The organism is Streptomyces sp. NPDC057307 (assembly GCF_042667665.1).
In the GTDB taxonomy this organism is placed as follows: domain Bacteria; phylum Actinomycetota; class Actinomycetes; order Streptomycetales; family Streptomycetaceae; genus Streptomyces.
Genome location: NZ_JBHUZM010000024.1, coordinates 16,789 through 42,135, shown reverse-complemented (window position 1 = coordinate 42,135; position 25,347 = coordinate 16,789). Strand labels below are relative to the sequence as shown.

18 protein-coding genes are annotated in these 25,347 nt (G+C 71.9%); 4 read left to right on the top strand and 14 right to left on the bottom strand.

The features are described from left to right. Positions 1 to 24: 24 nt before the first annotated feature. The 13 genes from ACFUN8_RS12290 to ACFUN8_RS12230 form a co-directional block, all read right to left on the bottom strand. Positions 25 to 1,380, bottom strand: a complete 1,356-nt coding sequence (locus ACFUN8_RS12290) for a VWA domain-containing protein (protein ID WP_383634931.1) — start codon at positions 1,378 to 1,380, stop codon at positions 25 to 27. A 141-nt stretch (positions 1,381 to 1,521) separates the two neighbouring features. Then, a complete protein-coding gene (locus ACFUN8_RS12285) occupies positions 1,522 to 3,027 on the bottom strand; it encodes a PP2C family serine/threonine-protein phosphatase (protein WP_383634929.1) in 1,506 nt (501 codons plus the stop codon). A 3-nt stretch (positions 3,028 to 3,030) separates the two neighbouring features. Next, positions 3,031 to 5,889, bottom strand: coding sequence for a tetratricopeptide repeat protein (locus ACFUN8_RS12280; protein WP_383634927.1), 2,859 nt, complete (start codon positions 5,887 to 5,889; stop codon positions 3,031 to 3,033). A gap of 100 nt (positions 5,890 to 5,989) precedes the next feature. Then, on the bottom strand, positions 5,990 to 7,318 hold the full coding sequence (locus ACFUN8_RS12275) for a hypothetical protein (RefSeq protein WP_383634925.1): 1,329 nt from the start codon (positions 7,316 to 7,318) through the stop codon (positions 5,990 to 5,992). Positions 7,319 to 7,411: 93 nt separating this feature from the next. Continuing rightward, positions 7,412 to 8,491, bottom strand: coding sequence for a glutamate ABC transporter substrate-binding protein (locus ACFUN8_RS12270; RefSeq protein ID WP_383634923.1), 1,080 nt, complete (start codon positions 8,489 to 8,491; stop codon positions 7,412 to 7,414). Positions 8,492 to 8,502: 11 nt separating this feature from the next. Then, positions 8,503 to 9,915: a hypothetical protein gene (locus ACFUN8_RS12265; RefSeq protein ID WP_383634921.1), complete on the bottom strand. Its 1,413-nt coding sequence runs from the start codon at positions 9,913 to 9,915 to the stop codon at positions 8,503 to 8,505. Between the two features lie 347 nt (positions 9,916 to 10,262). Beyond that, the gene (locus ACFUN8_RS12260; protein ID WP_383634919.1) at positions 10,263 to 11,270 is read right to left on the bottom strand and encodes an N-acetylglucosamine kinase; all 1,008 of its coding nucleotides are present in this window, start codon (positions 11,268 to 11,270) and stop codon (positions 10,263 to 10,265) included. Next, positions 11,267 to 12,541, bottom strand: a complete 1,275-nt coding sequence (locus ACFUN8_RS12255) for a 6-phospho-beta-glucosidase (RefSeq protein ID WP_383634917.1) — start codon at positions 12,539 to 12,541, stop codon at positions 11,267 to 11,269. The genes ACFUN8_RS12260 and ACFUN8_RS12255 overlap by 4 nt, the downstream gene beginning before the upstream one ends. 8 nt (positions 12,542 to 12,549) lie before the next feature. Continuing rightward, entirely contained in the window at positions 12,550 to 13,455 is a 906-nt protein-coding gene (locus ACFUN8_RS12250; RefSeq protein WP_383634915.1) for a carbohydrate ABC transporter permease, read from the bottom strand. A 2-nt stretch (positions 13,456 to 13,457) separates the two neighbouring features. Beyond that, positions 13,458 to 14,399, bottom strand: coding sequence for a carbohydrate ABC transporter permease (locus ACFUN8_RS12245; RefSeq protein ID WP_382564399.1), 942 nt, complete (start codon positions 14,397 to 14,399; stop codon positions 13,458 to 13,460). Between the two features lie 19 nt (positions 14,400 to 14,418). Further along, positions 14,419 to 15,753: an ABC transporter substrate-binding protein gene (locus tag ACFUN8_RS12240; protein ID WP_383634912.1), complete on the bottom strand. Its 1,335-nt coding sequence runs from the start codon at positions 15,751 to 15,753 to the stop codon at positions 14,419 to 14,421. Positions 15,754 to 15,848: 95 nt separating this feature from the next. Further along, a complete protein-coding gene (locus tag ACFUN8_RS12235; RefSeq protein WP_383634976.1) occupies positions 15,849 to 17,015 on the bottom strand; it encodes an ROK family protein in 1,167 nt (388 codons plus the stop codon). Positions 17,016 to 17,241: 226 nt separating this feature from the next. Continuing rightward, positions 17,242 to 18,330 carry a mechanosensitive ion channel family protein gene (locus ACFUN8_RS12230; protein ID WP_383634910.1) on the bottom strand — a complete coding sequence of 363 codons (1,089 nt, stop codon included), beginning with the start codon at positions 18,328 to 18,330 and terminating at the stop codon, positions 17,242 to 17,244. 289 nt (positions 18,331 to 18,619) lie between these two features. Between ACFUN8_RS12230 and ACFUN8_RS12225 the strand changes: the two genes are divergently transcribed. Then, positions 18,620 to 19,156, top strand: a complete 537-nt coding sequence (locus ACFUN8_RS12225; protein WP_189107091.1) for an HNH endonuclease — start codon at positions 18,620 to 18,622, stop codon at positions 19,154 to 19,156. Between the two features lie 145 nt (positions 19,157 to 19,301). Here ACFUN8_RS12225 and ACFUN8_RS12220 read toward each other — a convergent pair whose 3' ends face one another. Further along, positions 19,302 to 22,322, bottom strand: coding sequence for a beta-N-acetylglucosaminidase domain-containing protein (locus ACFUN8_RS12220; RefSeq protein ID WP_383634908.1), 3,021 nt, complete (start codon positions 22,320 to 22,322; stop codon positions 19,302 to 19,304). A 260-nt stretch (positions 22,323 to 22,582) separates the two neighbouring features. On the opposite strand from ACFUN8_RS12220, the gene ACFUN8_RS12215 reads away from it, so the two are divergent. The 3 genes from ACFUN8_RS12215 to ACFUN8_RS12205 are packed head-to-tail and all read left to right on the top strand — an operon-like array spanning position 22,583 to position 25,292. Next, complete coding sequence (locus ACFUN8_RS12215; RefSeq protein WP_383634906.1) at positions 22,583 to 22,840, top strand: hypothetical protein; 258 nt, start codon at positions 22,583 to 22,585, stop codon at positions 22,838 to 22,840. After that, positions 22,841 to 24,997 (top strand): 4-alpha-glucanotransferase, encoded by a 2,157-nt coding sequence (gene malQ / locus ACFUN8_RS12210; protein ID WP_383634904.1) that lies wholly within the window; start codon positions 22,841 to 22,843, stop codon positions 24,995 to 24,997. A 58-nt stretch (positions 24,998 to 25,055) separates the two neighbouring features. After that, on the top strand, positions 25,056 to 25,292 hold the full coding sequence (locus ACFUN8_RS12205) for a hypothetical protein (protein WP_383634903.1): 237 nt from the start codon (positions 25,056 to 25,058) through the stop codon (positions 25,290 to 25,292). Positions 25,293 to 25,347: the final 55 nt, after the last annotated feature.

The window sequence follows — 25,347 nt, the reverse complement described above, 5'->3', positions numbered from 1 at the left end:
CTGATCGCTTCTCGCTGCTGTTCGCTACTTCTTGACGCGAACGGTTTTGGTCGAGCGCGTTTCCAGTGTCATCTCGTCCGCGTCCGCGACCTTTGCTTTCAGTCGCACAGTACCTGTCGCCGCGTCGACCACGTCCACCACCTTCGAAAGCAATTTCGCCGTATCGGCGTTCCCCGAGTCCGACGCGAGCTGTACCGCGCGGCCCAGTTTGGCGGTCGCGCCGTCGAAGTCGCCCGACTTACGGGCCTCCAGGCCCTGTTGGATCACCTGGGCCAGCTCGGCCTGGCCCGTGTAGTGCGCGACCTGCGGATTGATGGAGGTCGACGCCACCATGTCGTCGGTCCACACCGCCCGTACCAGCCCCTGGGACAGCACCTGCGACGTGCCGTCGGCGGCGGGGAGGATCAGCGAGACCCGGGCCGCCAGCATCTCCTGGCCGACGCCCGCCTCCGGGACCTGGACACATACGTGGTAGTCACGGGACTCGTCGCCCCAGGAGCCGGTCGGATAGTCCCCGGCACGGGTGTTGGCCTCCGTACGCCGCTCGGTCAGCTCCTCGACCGTCGGCGCCACCTGCTTGACGAACCTGATCTCCACACCGACGGGCGTCCAGAGCCGCAGGGCGACGTCCGCGACCTCCTTGCCCATCGCGTTCTCCATCATCTCGGTGAAGTCGGCGGCCAGGCCGGCCGGATCGGCGACGATGTCCGCCGTGCCGAGCATCGCCGAGGCGAGTCCTGTGACTTCTTTCACCACCCAGTCCGTGCCGACACCGCGGGCGTCGCAGGTGAAACGGCCCGCGCAGGCGTCGAGCGAGGCCCGCAGATCCTCCGGGGTCTCGTGCTCGTTACGGCCGTCGGTGAGCAGGATGCCGTGCCTGATCGACACGTCGGCCGAGGACAGCAGCCGGTCCGCGAGGCGCAGCCAGGTGCCGATGGCCGTACCGCCGCCGGCGCTCAGCCGGCGCAGGGCGTTCTTGGCCTCCGCGCGGGTGGCGGCGTCGGCGACCGCGAGCCCGCCGTTGCCCGGATAGACCTCCTTGGCCACATGCGTACCGGCCACCACGGCGAAGGCGACACCGTCGCGCAGCGTGTCGATGGCGGCGGACGTGGCATCGCGCGCGTTGCGCATCTTCGTCGGCGGGTAGTCCATCGACCCCGAGCAGTCGACCATGATCACCACGGCCGCGTTCGGGCCCTGTCCCGGCAGCGCCGCGGGGGTGGCGGCCGCTCCCGTGAGCGGCACCCGGCCGGTCGTACCGCCTCCGGTGGACGTGACCGTCACGATCGCGTTGACCTCGCGCCCGCCCTCCGGCAGGTACTCGTTCTGGTACACCTCGACGGAGAACTGCGGCACGGTCGACTTGGAGAAGTTCGCCATCTGTATCGGCTCCTTGACGCTCCACTGGCAAAAAACAGAAGACTTGAGAGATCGGCGGGACAACGGGCCGGTGTGCACCCGGGGTTGGACCGGGCACCGGTCCGGGCCGGTGGTCCGGCCGGGGTCCGGGCAGTGGGGTGCTCAGGCCGGTTTGTAGGCGGATCCTGCCCCTTGCTGTGGCACGGCGAACGGCAGCAGGGCCACTGTTACGTTGTCGTGGCCCCCACCGTCGAGCGCGTGGCCGACCAGCACCTGGGCGCTGCGCAGGGGCCGCTCGGCCGCGTCCGGCGGAAGGGCCCTTGCCATTTCCTGGGGGCTCTCCGCGTAGTTCCACAGGCCGTCCGTGCACACCACCACCACACCGGGGCGGTCCGGTTTGAAGGACGCCGTGTGCGGTTCGAGTTCGTAGGCGTCGGCGCCGAGCCAGCCGGTGATGGCGTGGGCGCGTTCGTCCGCGTACGCCTCCGCCTCGTTCATCAGGCCCGCGGCCACCATCTGGGCGGCCCAGGAGTCGTCCTCGGTGAGCCGGGCCGGTGGTCCCGTGCGGTCGTCGGGCACCCAGTAGGCGCGGCTGTCGCCGACCCAGCCGATGACGAGCAGCCCGCTCGCCACGACCGCGCCGACGATCGTGCACGCGGGCGCGTTCTGCGCGCGGTGCGCGGCCTCCTCGCCGGCCCGGCCCGGCCGGTCGGCAAGGACGTTGACGGCCTCGGCGGCGGCCACGATCGCCTCGTGCATCGCCTGTTGCGGGTGTGTGCCGCGCGGCAGGGCCGTCAGCAGGACCTCGTTGGCGGCCGCCGAAGCGGCCGCCGACGCCTCGTCGGGGCGGGTCGCCGACGACACGCCGTCGCAGACGATCGCGATGACGGCCGGTGAACCGTCCGGCAGGGCGGCCGACGACACGGCGAACGCGTCCTCGTTGCGGTGGTGGCGCAGCCCGCGGTCGCTGACCGCCGCCACGGCGTCCAACTCCTGCTCCACGTGGTCGCGTTCGCGCGGCTGGGCGTGACCGCAGTTCTCGCAGTAGCCGTCGGTGTCGACATGGCCCGCGCGGCAGGCCACGCAGAGCTTCGTGCCCGCCGGGGCGGCGGGCGCCGCCGTACGCGGGTCGGCGGGGTCGGCCGAGGGGAGGTCGGTGACATGGGGCACCGGGAGCGGGGCCCCGGCCGCCGCCGCTGTGGGCGCGGGCAGTTCGAAGTCACCCGCGGGGATCGGCGCGGTCGGCGGTGCGGCAGGTGGTGCGGCCGGCGGTGCCAGGGGCGGTGCGGCAGGCGGTGCGACGGTGGGCACGGCCGACGGCACGGGCCGGTGCCCCGCCGCCGCCGGGTGGCCCGCCGTCGGATGCCCTGCCCCGGTGTGCCCGGACAGCGGCACCCCGGTCGAGTCGATCCCCGGCAGCTCGCCGGGCACATGCACCGGCGCGGGCGTGGCCGTGCTGTCCGTCCCGGCGGCGGACGGCCAGTCGACGGCGCCCGAAGGACCCGCCCCCGGCGCGCCGTTCATGACGATCGTGGGGTGGTCGTCCGGAGGCGGGGGTACGGCCGACAGGTCGTACCCGCACGCACCACAGAACAGGTCGCCCGACTCCAGCGGCTCCTCGCAACTGGGACACCTCGAAAGGGCCGTCGGCTCGTGCATCTGCGACATCAATCACACCCACGTCCGGGGGCGGAAGCGGTTGGCCCGCTCCACCAGGTCGATCCTCTCCTCGCCACGTTGAGCGAGCCGGGCAAGCACCCGGTACGAGCGTTCCAGTCCCAAGCGCAGACCGCGCTCGTTCAGTTCGCTGCCGAGCAACGAGGTCTGTCCGGGACGATTCCCTGGACCACCGGAGAGTACCCAGTCCAGAGCCGTGCCCAGAACCTCCGTCGACAACTGCTCGCGGCGCATCGAGTCCAGACCGAACTGGCCGAGGCGCGAGACCTGGTCGGCCGCCGCTCTCAGATCGTCGATCAGCGGTGTGTCCGGCGTGGCACCCTGCGGGGCGAGGGGCGACAGCTCACGCAGGTCACGGCGGCGCAGCCGGGACCGTACGGCCGCGATCCTGGCCGCCGTGTAGTGGATCGACGCCTCGGGGACCGACTCCAGGGTCCGTACGGCTCCGGTCCGGTCGCCCGCCGCGTTCTGCACCCGGGCGAGGCCGAAGGCGGCGCTGACATAGCTCGGGTCCGTCATCCATACGAGGCGGTAGTACTCGGCCGCGTTGTCGAGCTGGCCGAGCACCTCGGCGCAGACTCCGAGCGCCAGCTTCGGCGCGGCCTCCCCCGGGAAGGCGTCGTAGATCGCGTCGAAGGAGAGCGCCGCGATCTCGTTCTCACCCGTCACCAGCGAGGTGACACCCCGGTACCAGACGACCCGCCAGTCGTCGGCGTGGCGAGCTTCCAGCTCGCTCAACGCCGCGGAGGCTGTGATCAGTTCACCCATCTCCAGCCGGGCGCGCAGCTCACGCAGCCGGCGCTCCAGGGAGTCGGCGGGCGCCGTCGCGAGCGCGGAGATCAGCTCGGCGGGGGCGGCCGCCATCAGACCGGCCAGGAAGCCCGCGTTGGGGTCGTTCGCGTCGACCCGTGGCACCGGCAGGGCCAGCGCGGTGGCGCGCGAGTCGATACGGGCGAGCGGGGCGCCGGTCTCCAGGGCTTCGGCGGCCACGACGGCGGGGACGGAGCCACCCGGTCCGCCACCGTTCGGTCCGGCACCCGGTGCCGCGCCCGGGACCGCCCCCGGTCCGGTCCGAGGCGCCGGGACACCGCCCCGCGGGGCGCCGGGCGGGAGTTGGGAAGGTGCCCCGAAGGGCGGCGGGGGCGGCTGGATCGCGGGGTGGCCGGGCAGTGGCGCCGGCACGCCCGTACCCGGGTGCTGCCCGCCGCCCGGGGGCAGCGCGGCGGCGCCGACGGTGCCGATCACGGGCCCGTCGGAGGGACGGTTCGAGGACCCGTTCGCGCTTCCCGCGGCCTTGTCGCGGCGGCCGAACAGCCCGGTCCGCACCGGCTCGGGTCGCAGCCCCAGCCGTGACACGTCCTGACCGGCGTCGGCGAACAACTGGGTGTCCGTGACGCGCACTTCCGTGCCGAACAGCGTCGACAGGGCCGGCCGTGGCCGCCCCGTCTGGAGCGCCACGACCTCGCGCAGCACACCCGTCAGCTGCTCGGCCATCTCCTGCGCCGAGGCGAACCGCCGCGCCGGGTCGGGATCCGTCGCGCGCACCAGCAGCCGGTAGAACGACTCGTACGTCCGGAAGACGTCGATGTTGTCCGGGTCGGGCAGCGAGTCCACGAACACGTTCGTGTAGCCCTGGAAGTCGAACGTCAGCACCGCGAGCGTGCGCGCCACCGTGTACAGGTCGGAGGCCACCGAGGGGCCGACCTCGGCGACCTCCGGTGCCTGGTAGCCGACGGTGCCGTAGATCGCCGACTCGTCGTCGTCCATCCTGCGGACCGCGCCCATGTCGATGAGCTTGAGCTGGTCCTCGGACTGGATCGCGTTGTCGACCTTGAAGTCGCAGTAGAGCAGATTGCGGCTGTGCAGATGCCCGAGGGCCTCCAGCGCCTCGATGCCGTACGCGCACGCCTGCTCGACCGGCAGCGGGTCGCGCTTGCCGTCGGGGCCGCGCCGCTCGTTGGCGATCTCCTTGAGCGCCTTGCCGCCCACGTACTCCATGACGATGTAGCCGTCCATGGAGCCGGTCCGCTGGTCGAGATGTTCCACGAAGTTGTAGATACGGACGATGTTGGAGTGCTCGATCTCGGCGAGGAAGCGCCGCTCGGAGATCGCCGCCTCCATGGCGTCCTGGTCACCCGTGTCGAGCAGGCCCTTGAGGACCACCCAGCGGTCGGAGACCGCGCGGTCGACGGCCAGATAGATCCAGCCCAGACCGCCGTGCGCCAGACAGCCCGCGACCTCGTACTGCCCGTGGACGATGTCGCCCTCGCGCAGCTTCGGCATGAACGAGTACGGGTGGCCGCACTTGGTGCAGAACCCCTCCGTACGCCCCGGCCGCTCACCGCGCGAACGGCCCACCGGCGCCCCGCAGTCCGAACGCGAGCAGTACCGCTTGCGCTCCGGGACCTCGGCGCTCGTCATCACGGCCGACCGCGGATCGGGCCTCGGCACGTCCGGTACGGAGACGAGACCCGCCCCCAGCCGGTTGCGCCCCGACGTGCCGGTGGCGGCGCCGGAACTACGCACCGACACCGACCGGTTGGAGAGCCGGCCGGACAGCGAACGCGACAGCCGCCCCGAGACCGAACGCCGTGACGTCGACGAGCGCGAGGAGGCCCGCGACGACGCGCGGGACGAGCCGCTGCGCGCCGAACCGCTGCCCCGGCCACTGCCCTTGCCGCTGGCCCTGCTGTCCCTGCCGCCACCGGTGATCCCGGTGGGCGGCGACGACACCATGCCGGTCGGCGAGACGACCGGGGCCAGACCGCAGGTGTCGCAGTACAGCTCACCGCCGCCCATGTCCTCGTACGACCCCTCGCAACCGGGGCGCTGGCATTTCCTCGTCCCGCTCATCGGTCCCCCCGTTCGCTCAAGCCGTCCAGTACGTTCCGCACTGTCCGTACGTGTGATTCGTGCCGTTCTCTCAGATCCCGGCCCCGTGCTCCGCCGACGCTCACGCGATCCCCCCGCGGTCGGTGGGTCCGGACTGCCGCTGGGCCAGTGCCTCGGCCGTCGCCTGCTGGTAGCGCAGCACCGCCTGTTCGGCGACGCGCAGATCGCAGGGCGCGCTCCACAGCATCCGGCGGGCGGCGTCGTAGCGTTCGGTCAGCACCATGTCCTCGGCGAGCCCGTGCCGGGCCACCTTCGCCTTGTACGCGTCGAGCCTGCCGCGCAGCTCGGCCCGGACCGCGAGCGGCGCCGTCACGGCGGTCAACGACTCGCGCGCCCGGTGCAGTTCGTCCTCGGCCTCGCGCTCCAGGGACTCCAGCAGCGGGGAGAGACGATGCCACTGCGCGTGCCTGCGGTACTCGGCGGCCGTGGACAGCCGCTCCTGGAGCGCCGTCGACGGGCCGCTCACCGCCGGCACCTCGGAGGCGGCGATCTTCGCCAGCACCTCGCCACGGGCCGACCGGGCCTCGGTGAGCGTACGGTCGGCGCGCGACAGCACGTCCCGCAGCCGCAGCAGCCGCGCCTCCGAGTCCTGACGGACCGTCAGGACGGCGTCGATCTCCCGGCGTACGTCCTCCAGGGCGCGGGCCGCCCGGTCGTAGCGCTCGGTGTCGGGCCTGCCGCCGCCGGGCGCCGAACTGCCGTGCAGCGGCTGCCAGAAGGCCAGCGGATCGGAGATCACCTGGGCGCGCAGCGTGGCCAGCTCGTCGGTGATCGCCTCCAGGTCGTCACCCGCCGGGTGCTCACCGGGCCGTACCCCGGCCGAGTGCGCCAGCGAACGGGTGCGGTTCAGCTCGGCGGCGAGGAGGTCTATCCGGGCGGGCAGCGCCGACCAGACGGAGTCCGACGCCACGACCATGTCCAGCGACTGCGCGTACAACTCGTTCATCCGCGCGACCAGTTCGGCGAGGGTGAACTGCTCGGAGAGTTTGGCCGGTCCCGTGAGGGAGGGGGCCGGGTTGGCCGAGCCCGCGACCGTGACGCTGCGGCCCCGCAGCTTCTCGGTCAGATCCACCAGATCCTGCTGGTTGAGCCACCGCAGCCGGGCGCGGGCCTCACGGGCGCCGCGCAGGGCGGCGGAGTAGGCGTCGAAGTAGCTCCACAGCAGCGTGATCGCCCGGTCGGTGGTGGCCCAGCGGTCCTTGGTGACTCCACTGAGGCCGGCCCCTTCGAGCAGCCGGCGGCCCGCGTGGTCCTGGAGGGCGAGCAGGGACGTCTCGATCGCCTCGTGCTCGGCGCCGAGGCGCGCGAGGGCACGATCCGCCTCGTCCCGGTCCATGGCAGGACCGGCCGACTTCCCCCTCGAGTCGGGGAAGGAGCCCGCGTCGCCCATCGATCACCTCTCCGCTCTGCCCTGACCGCCTCCGTCACCGGTGCGCGGTCCTCGGTCCTGGTCCTGGCGTCCCTCGGTCTCGCTACCCGCTCCTCAGTCCTTGTACTTCGCCGCCGGCGGCGCCTTTATGCCGGGCAGTCCGGCCTCCAGCCACTGCTCGTACGACTTCATCCAGGGGCTGTCGGCACCGCCCGCGCGGTACTCCTCCAGCACATGGTTGACCCGGCGCACCAGGTCGTCGTTGCCGAGCTTGGCCGCGACGCCGTAGTACTCCTTGGTGAACGGCTCGCCCACCAGCTCGATCGCCGGGTCCTGGGCGGCCTGGCCGGCCGCGAGCGCGTTGTCCGTGACGATCGCGTCGACCTCGCCCATCTGGAGCCGGACCAGGCAGTCCAGCTGGTTCGGCACCGTCAGCTGGTCCTCGTCCCGCGGTGTCCCGTCGTGCTCGTCCTTGTAGATCGCGCCGAACGAGTTCTTCACCAACTCGTCGTACGCCGTCGTGCTGTCCGCCGAGCAGACCCGTTTGCCGGAGAGCGACTTGTCGTACCCCGTGATGTCGGAGTCCTCCTTGGGCGCGAGCACCTGCTGGCCGGCCTGGAAGTAGGCGGTGGAGAAGGCGACCTGAAGGCTGCGCGCACAGTTGATCGTCATGGTCCGTACGACCAGGTCGACCCCGCTGTCCGTGGTGGTGTTCAGGGCGTCGACCCGCTGGTTGGTGGGAATGGCGCGGAAGACGATGTCCTCGGGGGAGCCGAGGATGTCCTCGGCGATGGCCCGCGCGAGGTCGATGTCGAAGCCCTGGATGGTCTTGGTGGCGGGGTTGCGGTAGCCCCAGCGGTAGCTGCTCTGGTCGATGCCGACGATCAGGTGGCCGCGCGCCTTGATCTTGTCGATGGTCGGCCCCTCGTCGGGCTGTGACGAGGGCCGCAGGCTGCGCTCCGGCTCGACGCACTCCGCCTCCTCGGCGGCGGGCGCGGCTTCGGCGGAGACCTTCCGCGGTTCCCGGCCGTCGTCGGCCCGGTCGGCACGGGACAGGGGCAGCAGGGCGAGTGTCGCGGTCAGCGCGACGGCGGCGGCGACGGTGACTCCCGTACGACGGCCGGCCGGCCGGCCGTCGGTCCCCGGCGAACCGTCCGGCTCGCGCGAGTCGTTCGTGTCCGTGGCGGCTTTCATTCCTCCCCCTGTCACCGGTACTCCGAAAGCCTGCGGTTGATACCCAGAATGGCGCAGACCGCACCCAGCAGGCCCAGCACCAGGGCCCCGATCGCCAGGCCGAACAGCGCGCCGCGGCCGGACTTCGCGGAGTCGGTGAACTCCCCCTGCTCGTGGGCGATCGCCTTCTCCAGCGCGTCGTCCACGAGATTGAACGACTCGCCCGTCGATGCCTTGTCGCCGATGACCAACTCCACGGCGTCGTCGTACTCACCGGCCTTGTCGGTGTCGTTCGCCGACTTGTGCCGCTTCTGCCACTCGGCGGCGGCCTCCCGGGCCTGGTCGACCGGCCGGCTCCCCGCGTCGTCGTCGGCGAGCCTCTCCGCCGTCGCCAGCGCCGCGCCGAGATTCCTCATGTTGGTCTGGTGGTCCACCTCGTACTGGTCCTTCTGCGGCTCGTCGCCCTTCTTCTCGGTGAGGACGGCGCCGCGCGCGACCAGTGTCAGATTCTCGCTCGCGCGGGCCTTCAGCGAGCTGATCCGGGCGTCGTTGAGGACCTTCAGCGACGCCTGCCCGTCCGCGTTCGCGTTGTTCAGCTCGACGCGCGCCAGCGTGTGGCCCACCGCCAGCCACAGCAGCACCACGGTGGCGGCGGCCGTCGCCGCGAGGAGACCGTGGTTGAACACCCTGTTCGTACGCTGGTAGTTGCGGCGCTGCGCCCAGGCGAGGACACCCAGGGCGACGACACCGGCGGCAAGGGCCAGGAACGGCCAGACCCGGGCGTCCTCGTGGTCCCGGTCGAGCCGGGCCGTCTCCGACGCGTACAGCTTCTCGGCCGCCGGCAGGATCTCCTTCGTCATCAGCTGGTTGGCATAGCGCAGATAGGCGCCGCCCAGCGGCAGTCCCTGCCGGTTGTTGGCCCGCGCGCGCTCGATCAGACCGGTGTAGCGCGGCAGTTTCTCGTTGATGGTGGCGATCTGGCGGCCGGAGTCGCTGGAGCTGTCCGTGCTCGTCGCGGCGTCGATCAGCAGCTCGGACGCCCTCTTGATGTCGTCCCGGTACACCTTCTGCACCGTCGCCGGCTCCTGCGCGCCCGCCAGGAAGCCGCTCGACGCGGCCGTGTCGGCGGAGGCCAGCGAGCCGTAGATCTTCGCCGCGACCGCGCTCAGCGGCTGGCTGCGCTCGACGACGTCGTCGGCGGAGGAGTACCGGTCGGAGACCTCGAAAGCCGTCACCGCCCCGAACACCACGACCAGCAGGGCCAGGAGCGCCCCGATGATCTGGAGCCGCCCCGGCTCCGTCGTCGCCGCGGCGCGCAGACGCTCCCTGCCCTCGGCCCACGCGCCACGCGGCGCGGGTGGCGGCACGGGCGGTGGAGCTGACGGCGCGGGCGCGTGCGTCGGCGCCGGAACAGGCGCTGTGCGCACATTCGGCGGGTATGTCACTTGACCTCCCCCTCGGTCACTGACGACGGCGTCGCGCCCCTCGGCGGACGGAGGGACAAGTCCCGGCCAGCAGTATGGCCGCAGGGACCGCTGTCCACACAAGCCTTGACGTGATCTTGTGCGGACGAAGCCCGGCCTTGTGCGGACGAAGCCGGACGATGGAGCACGATCCCCCCACCGTGCTCCCTCCATTCAATACGCCGCGGACCCGTGATCGGTTCCCACTCGAAAGGGTCCGATCACGGGTCTCGTCACGTTACGCGCCCAGCGCGCGCCCGGCGTTGGGCGCCCGCGCTCGCGCACGCGGCCACCTCGGACGTCAGATGTCAGGCCTCAGACGTCAGGCCTCACGCGTCGTAGTGCGCCCGCAGCCTGGCGTGCGCCTCCGCGGCGGCGCCGGTGTGGTCCAGCCCCAGCAGCCCGGCGCCCAGCACCGGCGGCGCCGCCACCACTCCCACCACGGCCTTCGGCGCGCGGGCCGCCAGCAACTCCCGGATCCCGTCGTCCAGTTGCGGATGCCGGGCCGCCAGCACACTGCCGCCCAGCAGCACCGGTACCTCCTCGTCCAGCAGCCCCAGCCGCTCCAGCGCCACCCCGGCCAGCGCCACCACCTCGGCGGCGAGCCGGTCGACCAGCGACCTGGCCACGGCGTCGCCCGCCGCGCTGGTGGCGAAGAGGACCGGTGCCAGCTCGTGCCTGCGCGCGTACGGGAGATGACCCAGGTGCAGCGCCTCGATCAGCGCGTACACCGAGCCGAGGCCGAAGTGCCCCGGCACCGTGCGCGTCAGCTCCGTCGGCTCACCCCGCCCGTCCTCGGCGCGCGCCGCGAACCACAGCGCCTCCTCGGACAGCCCGGAGCCGCCGCCCCAGTCGCCGGAGATCCGGCCGATCGCGGGGAAGCGCGCCGTACGGCCGTCCGGCAGCATGCCCACGCAGTTGATGCCCGCGCCGCACACGACGGCGACCCCGCGCGGTTCGGCGCCGCCGGGCAGCCCGGCACGCAGTATCGCGAACGTGTCGTTGCGCACCTCGGTGGTACGTCCCCAGCCGCGCCGCTGCACCGCCGCCGCCAACTCCCGCTCCTCCACCGGAAGATCGGCGTTGGCCAGACACGCGGAGACATGCCCGACGATCCCCTCCGTACGGAGGCCGGCGTCGGCCGCCGCGTCGGCGACGATCGCGGCCAGCCGGTCGATCGCCGGCTCCACGCCGACGACCGGCGGCTGGAACCCGCCGCCGCGCGCCGCGCCGAGCACATACCCGTCGGCACCGATGACGGTCACATCGGTCTTGCTGTTCCCGGCGTCGACGGCCAGGACGCTGCCGCGCCCCGCCGCCGGCTCGGTCCGGCTCATGCCCACGCGAGGTGCTCCCGGTTGTGCGCGATCAGACGGTCGGTCAGGCCCTCGGCGTACTCGTACTGACCGATCAACGGGTGCGACAGCAGCGCCTTGTAGACGCGGTCGCGCCCACCGTGCAGCGCGGCCTGGAGCGCCAGGTCCTCGTACGCGGTGACATTGGCGATCAGCCCCGCGAACAGCGGGTCGACCTCGGGCACGGCCAGCGGCGTCGCCCCCGAGGCGTCGACCCTGGCCTGCACCTCGATCACCGCGTCGTCGGCGAGGAACGGCAGCGTGCCGTTGTTGTACGTGTTGACGACCTGGACCGGGCTGCCGCCGCTGCCCGCGTCGCCCAGCAGCGAGGCGGCGAGATCGACCGCGGCCTCGCTGTAGAAGGCGCCGCCGCGCTTGGCCAGCAGCTCGGGCTTCTCGTCCAGCGCCGGGTCGCCGTACATGGCGAGCAACTGCGCCTCCATCTCGGCCACTTCCGCGGCCCGCGACGGCTTGGTGCCCAGCTCACGGACGACCTCGTCGTGCGCGTAGAAGTAGCGCAGGTAGTAGGAGGGCACCACGCCGAGGGTGTCGAGCACCCGGCGCGGCAGCCGCAGATCGGCCGCGATGGCGTCGCCGTGCTCGGCGATCAGCTTCGGCAGCACGTTCTCGCCGTCGGGACCGCCGAGCCGTACGCTCCGCTCCCAGGTCAGATGGTTCAGCCCGATGTGCTCCAGATGGACGGCCGACGGGGCGACGTCCAGCAGCTTCGCGAACTTGCGCTGGAAGCCGATCGCGACGTTGCACAGCCCGATCGCCTTGTGCCCGGCCTGCAGCAGGGCGCGCGTCACGATCCCCACCGGGTTGGTGAAGTCGATGATCCACGCGTCCGGGTTGGCGCGCCGTACCCGCTCGGCGATGTCCAGGACGACCGGCACCGTACGCAGCGCCTTGGCGAGGCCGCCCGCGCCCGTCGTCTCCTGGCCGACGCAGCCGCACTCCAGCGGCCAGGTCTCGTCCTGCTGGCGCGCGGCCTGTCCGCCGACGCGCAGTTGGAGCAGGACGGCGTCGGCGCCGGCCACACCCGCGTCCAGGTCGGACGTCGTGACGATCTTTCCGGGGTGCCCCTGCTTGGCGAAGATCCGCCGGGCGAGACCGCCCACCAGATCGAGACGGTCGGCCGCCGGGTCGACGAGCACCAGCTCACTGATCGGGAGCGTGTCCCTCAACCGGGCGAAGCCGTCGATCAACTCAGGTGTATAGGTGGACCCGCCACCCACTACTGCGAGCTTCATGTGTTCTTCTAGCCCTTCACTCCGGTCAGTGTGACGCCCTCGACAAACGCCTTCTGTGCGAAGAAGAAGACGAGGATCACAGGGGCCATGACCAGAACGGTCGCGGCCATGGTCAGGTTCCAGTCGGTGTGGTGCGCGCCCTTGAAGGACTCCAGTCCGTAACTGAGCGTCCAGGCGGCCGGGTTCTCCGACGCGTAGATCTGTGGGCCGAAGTAGTCGTTCCACGCGTAGAAGAACTGGAACAGCGCCACGGCGGCGATGCCCGGCTTCGCCATCGGCAGGACGACCCTGAGCAGCGTACGGAACTCACCGCAGCCGTCGACGCGGGCCGCGTCCAGGTACTCGTTGGGGATCGTGAGCAGGAACTGCCTCAGTAGGAAGATGGAGAACGCGTCGCCGAACGCCATCGGGATGATCAGCGGCCAGAGCGTGCCCGACAGGTCGAACTGCTTCGCCCAGAAGAGATACATCGGAATGATGATCACCTGGGGCGGCAGCATCATCATCGAGATGACCAGCATCAGCGACAACTGCCGCCCGCGGAAGCGGAACTTGGCCAGCGCGTACGCCACCGGGATCGAGGAGGCCACCGACAGCAGGGTCCCGAGCCCCGCGTACAGCAGGGTGTTCTTCCACCAGGTCAGAAAGCCCGGCGTGTCGAAGACCTTGGTGTAGTTGCCCCACTCCCAGCTGTTCGGGGTGAGGTCGCGGGTGAGTGCCTGCTGGTCGCTCATCACCGAGGTGAGGAAGAGGAAGACGAACGGCAGGACGAAGAACAGCGCCGCCGCGACACCGAGCGAGTGCACGGCGATCCAGTGCAGCGCCGCCTTGCGGCGCGCGGTGCGGGCCGCCGGTGTCCGGTCGTCCGAGGGCTTCAGCGGCCGGTCGGGCGCTTCGAGGAGTTTCTGGGACATGGTCAGTCACCCGTTCCGATCAGTCCGCCGCGACGCCGCATCAGGAACGCGGTGAAGACCATGGCCAGGGCGAACAGGACGAGCGCGACGACGCAGGCGGCGCCGTAGTCGAAACGCTGGAAGCCGAGGTTGTAGACGAGCTGCGGCAGGGTCAGCGTCGACTTGTCCGGGTAGCCGGGCTCGAACTGCTGGCCCGAGCCGCCGATCACGCCGGAGGCGACCTTGCCCGCGACCAGTGGCTGTGTGTAGTACTGCATCGCCTGGATCACGCCCGTGACCACGGCGAACAGCACGATCGGCGAGATGTTCGGCAGCGTCACGAAGCGGAAGCGCTGCCACGCCGACGTGCCGTCCAGCTCGGCAGCCTCGTACTGCTCCTTCGGTACGTCGAGCAGCGCGGCCATGAAGATGACCATCAGGTCGCCGATGCCCCAGACGGCCAGCGCGGTGAGCGCCGGCTTGGACCAGGAGGCGTCGTTGAACCAGCCCGGCGTGGGCAGCCCGAGGTCGCCGAGGATCGTGTTGACCGGCCCCGTACCGGGGTTGAGGAGGAACACGAAGGCCAGGGTGGCCGCGACGGGCGGCGCCAGGTACGGCAGGTAGAACAGGGTCCGGAAGACCCCGGTGCCCGTCTTGATCTTGGTGATCAGCATGCCGACGCCGAGGCCGAACACGACCCGGCAGGTGACCATCACCAGGACCAGCCACAGGGTGTTGCGCAGCGACGGCCAGAACATCGGGTAGTCGCTGAAGACGTACGACCAGTTCCCGAGCCCGTTCCAGACGGGGGAGTTGAAACCGTCGTACTTCATGAAGGAGAAGTACACGGTCGAGACGAGCGGGTACGCGAAGAAGACCGTGAACCCGATCAACCAGGGCGACATGAACGCCACCGTCCGAAGGGCGCTCCTGCGCCGCTTCGAGCGAAGCGTGTTGCTGGACATCGGCGGACGTCCCGGCCCGCTACTTGGCCTGCTCGATGTCGCGGTCGATCTGCTTCGCCGTCTTCTCCAGGCCCTCCTGGAGGTCCTTGACGGAGCCCTTCTCGTACTGGAAGCCGAAGTCCTGGAGCGTCTGCTGGTACGTCGCGCCGTTGATCGCGCCGTCGGGGGTGTTGGACTTCGGGTGCTGCGCGATGTCGAGGAACGTCTTGAAGCGCGGGTCGAACTTCAGGTCGGGCGACTTGAGCGCGGCGAGCGTGGAGGGCACGTTGTTGATGCCGTTGGCGAACTCCACGACCGCCTTGGTGTCGGTGGTCATGTACTTCACCAGCTCCCACGCGGCGTTCTGCTTCTTGCTCTGCGGCGCGATGCCCATGATCGTGCCGGAGAGGAAGCCCTTGCCGTAGCTGTCGGCCTCGTCGTCGGCGACGGGCATCGGGGCCACACCGATCTCGAAGTCGACGCCCGCGTCCTCGGCCATGCCGAGCCGCCACTCGCCGTCCAGCTGCATCGCGACCTGACCGGTGTGGAAGGGGTGCTTGGCGCCCCACTCGTCACCGAAGGTGCTGCGGTACTTCTCCAGTTTGGCGAAGCCGCCGAGGTCCTCGACGAGCTTCTTCTGGTACGTGAACATCTTGGCGAAGGCCGGGTCCTTGGCGATGTTGGACTTGCCGTCCTTGTCGAAGTACGCGTGGTCCCAGCTCGACATGTAGTGGTCGACGACCGTCTCGTAGCCGTGGTACGTCGGCATCATGCCGACCTGCTCGTAGGTGTCGCCCTTGGGCTTGGTCAGCTTCTTGGCGACCTCGGTCAGCTCGGACATCGTCTTCGGCGGGGCCGTGATGCCCGCCTCCTTGAAGGCGTCCTTGTTGTAGTACAGCCCGTACGCGTCGCTGAGCAGCGGCAGCGCGCAGCGGTCGCCCTCGAACTCGGTGTACTGGAGCAGCACCTTCGGGAACGTCTTCGCCAGGTCGATCTTGTCCTTCTTTATGAAGGGCTCAAGATCGGCGAAGGCGCCGGACGAGCAGAACTTGCCGACGTTGGAGGTGGTGAAGGACGACACGACGTCCGGGCCCTTCGAACCGCCCGCGCGCAGCGCCTGGTTGAGCTTGTCGTCGTTGATGTTCCCGACGACGTCGACCTTGATGTTCGGGTGGGCGTTCTCGAACCGGTCGATGTTCTCCTTGATCGCCTTGACCTCGGAGGGCGCGCTCCAGCCGTGCCAGAAGGTGATCGTGGTCTTGGCGTTCGGGTCGTCCGACGCGGTGTCGCCGGACTGCCCCGTACACGCGGCGGTGAGGACGGACAGCGCGGCGACCGCGACGGCGGAAGCGGTCAGACGGCGGTTTCTGGGCATGACGGAACTCCCGGTGTCGGTCGGGTCCTGAAAGGGATGTGACGGGGTCGTGAGGGGGCTTTGGGGGGTCTGGGGGCCCGGAGGCCGGGGGCGGGTCAGCGCGAGGTGTCGAAGACCTCGTCGCGGGTGGTCGCCAGCGCGCTCTCCAGCGCGCCGCGCAACACGGGGTCCCGCTGTACCTCGCCGATGAGCAGCCGGGGTCTGGAGGCGGCCAGTTCGGCGAGTTCCGCCTGGACCAGGGCGCGCAGCGGTTCTCCGCCGGCGGCGGTCACCCCGCCCGCGAGGACGATGAGTTCGGGGTCGAGCACCGCGGTCACGGACGCGAGCCCGGTGGCGAGCCGCTGCGCGAACAGCCGCAGCAGCTCCGCCAGCCGCGGATCCTCCTCGTGCCCGGCGGCGGCCTTCGTAAGGAGGGCGGCGGCGACGTCCACGTACGGCTGTTCCGGCGTCTCGATGCCGAGACTGCGGGCGAGGCGGGGCACGGACTGGGCGCCCGCCAGCTCCTGGAAGCCGCCGCTGTTGGCCTTGACCACCTGGCGTACGAGGGGAGTGCCCGGCACCGGGAGGAAGCCGACCTCGCCGGCGCCGCCGGTGAAGCCGCGGTGCAGCCGGCCGTTGATGACGAGGGCGGCGCCGAGGCCCTCCTCGTTCCACAGGAGGACGAAGTCGTCGTTGCCGCGGGCCGCGCCCAGGCGCTGTTCGGCGACCGCCGCGAGGTTCACGTCGTTCTCGTACTCGACGGGCATCGGCAGGGCGGCGGCCAGTTCGTCGAGCAGCGTGGGGGAGTGCCAGCCGGGCAGGTGCGAGGCGTACCGCAGCCGACCGGTCGACGGGTCGAAGGCGCCCGGTGTACCGATCACGACGCGGTGCACGTCGCCGCGCGCCAGACCGGCGGCCTTGACGGCGCCCTCCAGCGCGTCGGTCACCCGGGTCACGACGCTGTCGCCGGGCCGGCGCCCCGGCGTGGGCAGTTCGAACCGGCCGACGGTGGCGCCGGTGATGTCCGCGACGGCGGCGAGGACGCGCTGCGGGTTCACGTCGAGCCCGGCGGCGTGGGCGGCGCCCGCGTTCACCGCGTACAGCTGGGCGTTGGGGCCCGGACGCCCCTCGGTGGTGCCGGTGGCGACGACGAGACCGGCCGCCTCCAGTCGGGCCAGCAGCTGGGAGGCCGTGGGTTTGGAGAGACCGGTCAGTTTGCCGATCCGGGTACGGGAGAGGGTGCCGTGCGCCAGCAGCAGATCCAGCGCGGCACGGTCGTTCATCGCACGCAGGACGCGTGGTGTGCCCGGGGACGGCGTGGACGGATCGCTCACGGCGTGCACCTGCCCTTCGGCGACTGCTCTCCCGGTGTCGGTGCTCCCGACACTGTTAGGAAAGTTTCCTATTTGATGGGAGGAAAGTAGGCCGGGGGTCAGGGAGCAGTCAATACCCGTAGAAGCCGCAGCACCCCGCGGCAACCAAAGCGTTACCTGCGGGGTGTGTGTTCGACTACTTCGACAGGTTGGGATTGGCGCCGGGACTGGCCGCCTGCTGCGGCGGTATCGGCGACGCCGCGAGGGACTGCGGCGACGTGGGGCTCGCCAGGGCCGAGGGCGCGGCCACACCGGCCGTCGGGTCGGCCGCGGCCGCCTCCGTACCCGCCAGGGGCAGCCCGCCGACGATCTGGATGCCCGCCGCGTCGAACGCCTGCTTGATGCGCCAGCGCAGCTCGCGCTCCACGCCCAGCGCCTTGCCCGGCATCGTCTTGGCGGTCACCCGGATCGTCATCGATTCGAGCAGGACGGAGTCCAGGCCCAGGATCTCGACCGGACCCCACAGCCGCTCCGCCCAGGGGTCCTCCTTCGCCATCTTCTCCGCGACCGCGGTGATGACGTCGCGGACCTCGTCCAGATCCTCGGTCGGCCGGACCGTCACATCGACACCGGCCGTGGCCCAGCCCTGGCTCAGGTTGCCGATCCGCTTCACCTCGCCGTTGCGGACGTACCAGATCTCGCCGTCGTCGCCGCGCAGCTTGGTCACCCGCAGCCCGACCTCGATGACCTCGCCGGACGCGACGCCCGCGTCGATGGTGTCGCCCACGCCGTACTGGTCCTCCAGGATCATGAAGACGCCGGAGAGGAAGTCGGTGACGAGATTGCGCGCGCCGAAGCCCAGGGCCACACCGGCGACCCCCGCCGACGCCAGCAACGGGGCCAGATTGATGTTCAGCGCCCCCAGCGCCATCAGCGCGGCCGTGCCCAGGATCGTGAATGACGTCACCGACCGGAGCACGGATCCGATGGCCTCGGAGCGCTGCCTGCGCCGTTCCGCGTTGACCAGGAGGCCGCCGAGCGCCGTGCCTTCGACCGCCGTGGCGCTGCGGTTCATCCGCGCTATCAGCCGGGTGATGGTGCGCCGCAGGACATGGCGCAGGACGAGCGCGATGACCATGATCAGCAGGATGCGCAGGCCGACGCTCAGCCAGGTGGACCAGTTCTGCTCCACCCAGCCCGCGGCGTCGTTGGCCCGTTCCGCGGCCTCGTCGAGTGTGGCGGGCCCGGACGAGGGGTCCGGGGCCGGCGGGGCGGACAGGGACACGGCGGGAACCTCCTGGAAACACGGGCGGGACCAACCACACTAACGGGGCATCGCGTGTGGGCCGTCGCCCCGCGGGAGGGAGAGACACTCCTCACCCGGCGGCTTCGGGCGAAGTCCCTGGAAGGCACGGGGACGGGGACACGCCAGGTCAGAGGTCGTGGGGGTGGTGTGGGCGAAAACACTCCGAGCCCGTTACCAAGACGTGGTGGCGTTTCGACCAGGCATGAGGAGAGACTGAGACAGATCGTCCCGGCGCGAGCCACGCGCCGCCGGCGTAACTGGAGGCACCGTGCCACATGTCCTGGTCCTCAACGCGTCGTACGAGCCGCTCGGCGTCGTACCGCTCCGCCGCGCGCTCGTCCTCGTTCTGGAGAACAAGGCCATCTGCCTAGAGGAATCCGGCGCCTTCCTGCACAGCGAGACGCGGGTCCTGCCCGCGCCCAGCGTCGTACGGCTCAAACGGTTCGTACGGGTCCCCTACCGGGGGCCCGTCCCGCTGACCCGTCGTGCGCTCTTCGCCAGGGACGGCGGGCGCTGTATGTACTGCGGCAGCGTCGCCACCAGCGTCGACCACGTCATTCCGCGCAGCCGGGGCGGGAAGCACGTGTGGGACAACGTGGTGGCCGCGTGCCGCCGCTGCAACCACGTCAAGGCGGACCGGCATCTGCGCGAGCTGGGTTGGAGACTGCGCCACCAGCCCGCGCCGCCGTCCGGGCTCGCCTGGCGGATCATCGGGACCGGACACCGGGATCCGCGCTGGATGCCGTATCTGCAACCCTTCGGCGCCGAGGACGCGGTGGCCCGGATCGACGGCATTTCTGCCTAGGATCCGGGCCTTCGTCGTGTCCGGGCCTTCGTCGTGCCGGGGCGCGGTGCGGCTCCGTGTCGCCCCCGTGCCCGCCCGGCGGCCGCTCCACGGCGCCGGTCAGGGTCGCCGGGGCTGTCCTCGACCGGCTGACCGGCTGACCGGCTCACTTCGGCGGCGCGGGCTCCGTCACCGCGTACGCCTCCACCGACCACAGCGAGTAACCGAACTCCGTCCCGCGCCGCTCGCCCTGGATCCGGATGAAGCGGGTGTCCTTCGCGTCCATCCGGACCGACTCGGTCCCGCCCTTGCCGTCCGCCACCCGCGCCGCGTCACGCCATACGCGCCCGTCGGCCGACACCTGGATCCGGTAGGCGCTCGCGTAGGCGTCCTGCCAGTTCAGGACCACCCGGCCCACCCTGGCCGGCTCCGCCAGCTCCACCTGCCACCACGCGCCGTCCTCGACCGGTGACGACCAGCGCGTCGCCGGGTCGCCGTCGGCCGCCGCGGCGGCCGGGAACGCGGGCGTCTCGTCGCCCGACGAGGAGACCGTCGCCGTCGGCGTCCTCAGGAGGTCGGGTCCGCCGGTACGCGGCGAGGCCCGCACCGTCAGGGTGCGCTCCTCCCCGCCGAACGACAGCGGGACCCGGTAGCTCCCCGCGGGGGTGCCCTCGGGAACGGTGATCCGGACCGGGACGGTCGTACGGACACCGCGCGGCACCGTCACCCGCTTCGGCAGCGTGACCTCTATGCCGTCCGGGGCCCTCGCCGTCAGAGGGCCGCTGATCGCGCCGGGGCGCTGCGCCTCCAGCTCCGCCTCGACCGTCTCCGTCCTCCCGCCGATCTCGGCGTCCGTCACACTCCGGGCGAGATCGAGCCGTACGCGCGGCTCGTCGGTGTACCAGGGCACGACACGCCGCACCGACGGCGCCGTCGCGCCCGGTACACGGGGCCAGCTGATCCGTACGGCGTCGGCGCGCAGCCCCTTCGCGTCCGTCTGGGTCCAGCCCGACTGCGACACGGGGCCGAGCCGCCGCCAGCCCTCGCCCGGGACATGCGCCTCCACCGAGGCGCCGTCGCCCGTGCCCGGCTCCGTCATGGTCGTGATCACGCCCACGGGGCGGGTGCGGCCCACACCTACGGTGTACGCGTCGGTGCTCCGGCTGGCGCGGGCCTCCGGGCCTGCCGAGCGGTCGGCGCCCGTCCAGGCCGCCGACTCCTTGGCCGCGCGGTCGAGGAACGGGTCGAGGACGCCCTCGCCGACGGTGACCGTGCTCCGGTCGGCCGCCTCCCGCAGCGGTTCGAGGGCGAGCGACGCCTGCCAGGCGGCGTCGCCGTCACCCCGCGACTGCGCCTGGAGCATGTCGACCGACAGCTCACCGGCCCGCCCGTAGCGCGCCAACTGCTCGCTCCACGGCCGCACTTCGTCGTCCAGCCGGCCGTCGGCCGTACGGGACAGCCGCTCCGGCGTCTCCCGCATCACGGAGAAGGCCGCCCGAAGGCGCTTCGCCGCCGCGTCCCTGGCCGCCGGGTCCTTCGCGGCCACCGCGTCCGTACGGCTGCGCCAGAACTCCTTCAACAGAGGGCGCAGATACGCCGACTCCGTCGGGCTCAGGATCGACGAGGACTCGTTCCCGGCGAGCGCGCCGATGGCCTCGCGCGCCTTGGGATCGCCGTCCGCGAGATCGTCCATCGCCGCCTGCCAGGACTCCTGCGGCCGGTAACCGCGCGGGTTCCAGGCGTAGTCGGCGGCCGTGAACAGCGGGATACGGGCCGCGGACGGCTGCTCCATCGCGTTGGCGAGCAGCGCGGCCGAACCGGCGGCGACGCCGGGCTCGCGGCCCGTGTAGGGGCCGAGGAAGATGCGTCCCTGCTCGTAGTCGTTGACCGGGTAGTTGTCCATCGTCACCAGCGGGTGCTTGAACGCCTCGCGCGCACCGGCCAGTTCACCTCCGGTGATGGTGCGCGGCACGACCCCGACACCCGTCCACGCGACCTGGACCCGGCCGTCGAGGTCGCCGGCCAGCGCCGTGCGGTACTCGGTGGCGCCGTCCTGGAAGTACTCCGTCGGCATCACGGTCAGCGGCTCGCCGCCCGGGTGCCGCCGCGCGAGATGCTCGGCCACCGCGTTCGCGACGCGCGCCTGCGCCTTCGCGGCGGCGCCGGGACCCGAACCGAAGGTGTCCCGGTCCTCGTCGCAGTGCCACTCGCTGTAGCTGACGTCCTGGAACTGGAGCTGGAAGGCGCGCACACCCAGCGCCCACATCGCGTCGATCTTGCGGTTGAGCGCCTTGACGTCGTCCTTGGACGTCATGCACATGGCCTGGGCGGGGGCCACGGCCCACGCGAGCGTCACATGGTTGCGTCCCGCGCGCTCGGCCAGGTCGCGGAACTCGGCCCGCTGCCCGGCCGGGTAGGGCTCGCGCCAGCGCGCCTGACGGAAGGCGTCGTCACCCGGCGCGTAGAGATAGCGGTTCTGCTTGGTGCGTCCCATGAAGTCCAGCTGCGCCAGCCGCTCCTGATGGCCCCAGGGTTCCCCGTAGAAACCCTCGGTCATGCCGCGTACGGCCGTGCCCGGCCAGTCGCGCACCAGGACACCGGGGACCGTCGCCCGGCCCGGTGCGCCGCCGATCAGCTGCCGCAGGGTCTGCGCGGCGTGGAAGAGGCCGTCGTCGCCGACCCCGTCGAGCGCGATCGTCCCGCGGCCCGCGACGGTGCCCACGGCGATCCGGTAGCCCCCGGAGGGGAGATCGGTCCGCTCGGGTGCCCGCAGGCTCCTGAGGGCGCTCAGGGCGCCGCTGCCGCCCGCGAGCACGACCGGGCCGCCGCTCGGTGGCGGCGTGGCCGGAGGGCGGCCGGAGACGGGCGGGGCGGTGGTGCGCACCGTACGGACGCCGGCCTCGCGCAGCGCGTCCCTCAGGGCGTCGAGGGCGTACGGATCCGTGTCGTCGGCCGCGACGACGGTGACCTCGTCACCGAGGGTGACGGCGGTGCCCGCCGCCTTGAGCGACTGGGGACGGGGCCAGACGGCGGGCAGTTCCGCCTCGCCCTCCCCGTCGGGTGTGCTGGCGGCGGGGGAGCCCGGATCGGCGGGTGCCGCCGTCGCGCCGGGTGCCGTACCGAGAAGTCCGCCGATCACGGCGACCGCGACAGCTGTCGCCGTCCGTTGTCTGCGCCCGAGTTGCACGCCCCTGCTCCCCTCGTGGCTCCCTGGATTCCCGTCCGTCCGGCCGATCGGCGTCGAGCCCACCACCCTGGGGTGAAGGTGTCAATGCGCGTGGCCGCTATGCCGTTTTTCGCCCGTTGTGATAGGCAGGGGGATCAACTCCCGCTCGGGGAACGCAGCGTGACCGGGGCACGTTTACCCGGACGAGTACGTCTGCGGCCGTGCCGACTGGGTAGGGCTGCTGTGTCCCGTTGATCCGAGTCGTCCTTGGAGGCGCCGCCATGGCCGCATCCGCACAGCTGCTTCTCTCCGCCCTTTCCAAACAGGTGGTTCCTGGTGACCCGATCGGCGACGAGCCCCTCGCCGTCACCCTGCCCGGACCGCTGACCGGCGACGCCCCGGGCCCGCTCACCAGCGAACCGCCCCTCGCCGACGCCGCACCGCTCACCAGCGAGCCCCCGCTCGCCGACGCCGCACCCCTCACCAGCGAGCCGACCGCGCCCGGTACGGCCGGCGGCACGGAGTTCTCAGGAGTCTGAATGGGCCGCCTGGCCACGCTCGCGGCGCTGCACGGTGTCGCCACCGTCCACTCACCCGGCCCCGACGTCGCCGTCCCGGTCCCCGAGGAGACGGTCGTCGCGGTGCTCGCCGCGCTGGGCGTCGACGCGTCCACGGACGAGGCCGTCCAGGACGCGCTGACCCGCGCCGAGTCCGCCGCCGCGAGCCGCCTGCTGCCGCCCACCGTCGTCGTGTGGACCACCCCGGACCCCGGCAGCTCCGGAGCCGTCCTGCCGCCCGCCCTTCCACGGGCGCTGGCCGAACTGCCGCCGGGCACGGTCCTGCGGGTGGAGACGGAGCGGGGCGACACGGTCGAGTGGCCGTCGCTCGACGCGCCGCCCATGGACGCGGCCGTCCCGAGCGCCGTGTCCGCCGCCTCCGAGGGCCGCTCCTGGCCCGATCTGCCGCTCGGGGTGCACCGGCTCGCCGCCGTCGCCGCCGACGGCCGTACGGCGGGCGCCGTGCTCGTCGTCGCCCCGCGCGAGGTGCCGCAGCCCCCGCCCCGTACGCACGGCTTCCTCGTCCAGCTCTACTCCCTGCTGTCCAGCCGCTCCTGGGGCATGGGCGACCTCGGCGACCTCGCCGAACTCGCCACCTGGTCCGGCCGCGAGCTGGGCGCCGGATTCGTCCAGATCAACCCGCTGCACGCCGCCGTCCCCGGCGACCCGACCGACCCCTCGCCGTACCGCCCCTCATCGCGCCGCTTCCCCGACCCCGTCCATCTGCGGGTCGAGGCCGTTCCCGAGTACGCGTACGTCACCGGCCGGGGGACCGTGACACTCGACGGGCTGCTGGAGCGGGCCGCCGGGCTGCGCGCCGCGGTCCTCGACAAGGGCGCGCTGATCGACCGCGACGCCGTGTGGCAGCTCAAGCGCGAGGCCCTGGAGATCGTGCGCGAGGTCCCGCTCGGCCCCGGCCGCCGCGCCGCCTACCACCACTTCCTGGCCGAGCAGGGCCAGGCCCTGGAGGACCACGCGACCTGGTGCGCCCTCACCGAGGTGCACGGCTCCGACTGGCACCACTGGCCGCGGGAGCTGCGCGACCCGCGCTCCGCCGAGACCGGCCGGGCCCGGCACGAACTGATCGACCGCGTCGACTTCCACAGCTGGCTGGCCTGGCTCACCGACGAACAGCTCGCGGCGGCCGGCCGCGCGGCCCGGGACGCGGGCATGGCCGTCGGTATCGTCCACGACCTCGCCGTCGGTGTGCACCCCGACGGCGCCGACGCCTGGGCGCAGCGCGACGCGTTCGCCGAGGGCATGTCCGTGGGCGCCCCGCCGGACGCCTTCAACGCCAACGGCCAGGACTGGGGGCTGCCGCCCTGGCGCCCCGACGTCCTCGCCGCCTCCGGCTTCGCGCCGTACCGCGGACTGCTCCGGGGCCTGCTGACCCACGCGGGCGCCCTGCGGATCGACCATGTGATGGGCCTGTTCCGGCTCTGGTGGGTCCCGGCCGGCGCGGATCCCACCCGGGGTACGTATGTGCGGTACGACGCCGAGGCGATGCTCGCCGTCCTCGTCCTGGAGGCGTACCGCGCGGGCGCCGTCGTCATAGGGGAGGACCTCGGCACGGTCGAGCCCGGCGTACGGGAGGAGCTGCACCGCCGCGGGGTGCTCGGCACCTCCGTGCTCTGGTTCGAACGCGACTGGGAGGGCACGGGCCGCCCGTTGGCCCCCGGGAGCTGGCGCGAGGACTGCGTCGCCACCGCCACCACCCACGACCTGCCGTCCACCGCCGCACGCCTCACCGGCGAACACGTGGAGCTGCGGCACCGGCTGGGGCTGCTCGGCCGCCCGCTGGCGGAGGAGCAGCGCGAGGAGTCCGCCGAGGTCGCCGACTGGCTCGGCACGCTCATCCGGCTCGGCCTGCTGCCGGCCGACGGGGGCGACGAGGAGGAGCAGGTCCGCGCGGTGTACCGCTTCCTGCTGCGCACACCCGCCCGCATGGTCGGTGTCTGGCTGCCGGACGCGGTGGGAGACCGCAGGCCGCAGAATCTGCCGGGCACCTGGGACCAGTATCCGAACTGGCGGCTGCCGGTCGCCGACGCGGAGGGCCGGCCGATGACGCTGGAGGAGCTGGCCGCCTCGCCCCGCCTGCACGGCCTGATGAGCGTATTGCGGCCCTCTGTAATGAATTGACACCTTGTACGGGACCCCCGGGCGCACGCACGCCCCACGCGTTCGCTACGTTGGCACCGTGGACAAGAAGAACGCCCTGCGCGCCGGCGCTGTCATGGCCGGAACGACGCTGATGATGCTGCTCATGTCGTCTCCCGTGCTCGCCGTCAACCGCGACGACGGCGACGACCCGGGACCGGGCCTGAGCATCGGGGAGACCCTCGGTCTGTACGTGGCCGCGCCGCTGGTGCTGTTCGCGGTGATCGCCGGTCTGGTGATGGTCCTCGACAAGTCCAAGAAGGAGCACCGGGTCTGACGACCCCTCTCCTCGGGAGGCGCCGCGTGGCACAGGTGTGCCGTACGGCGCCTTT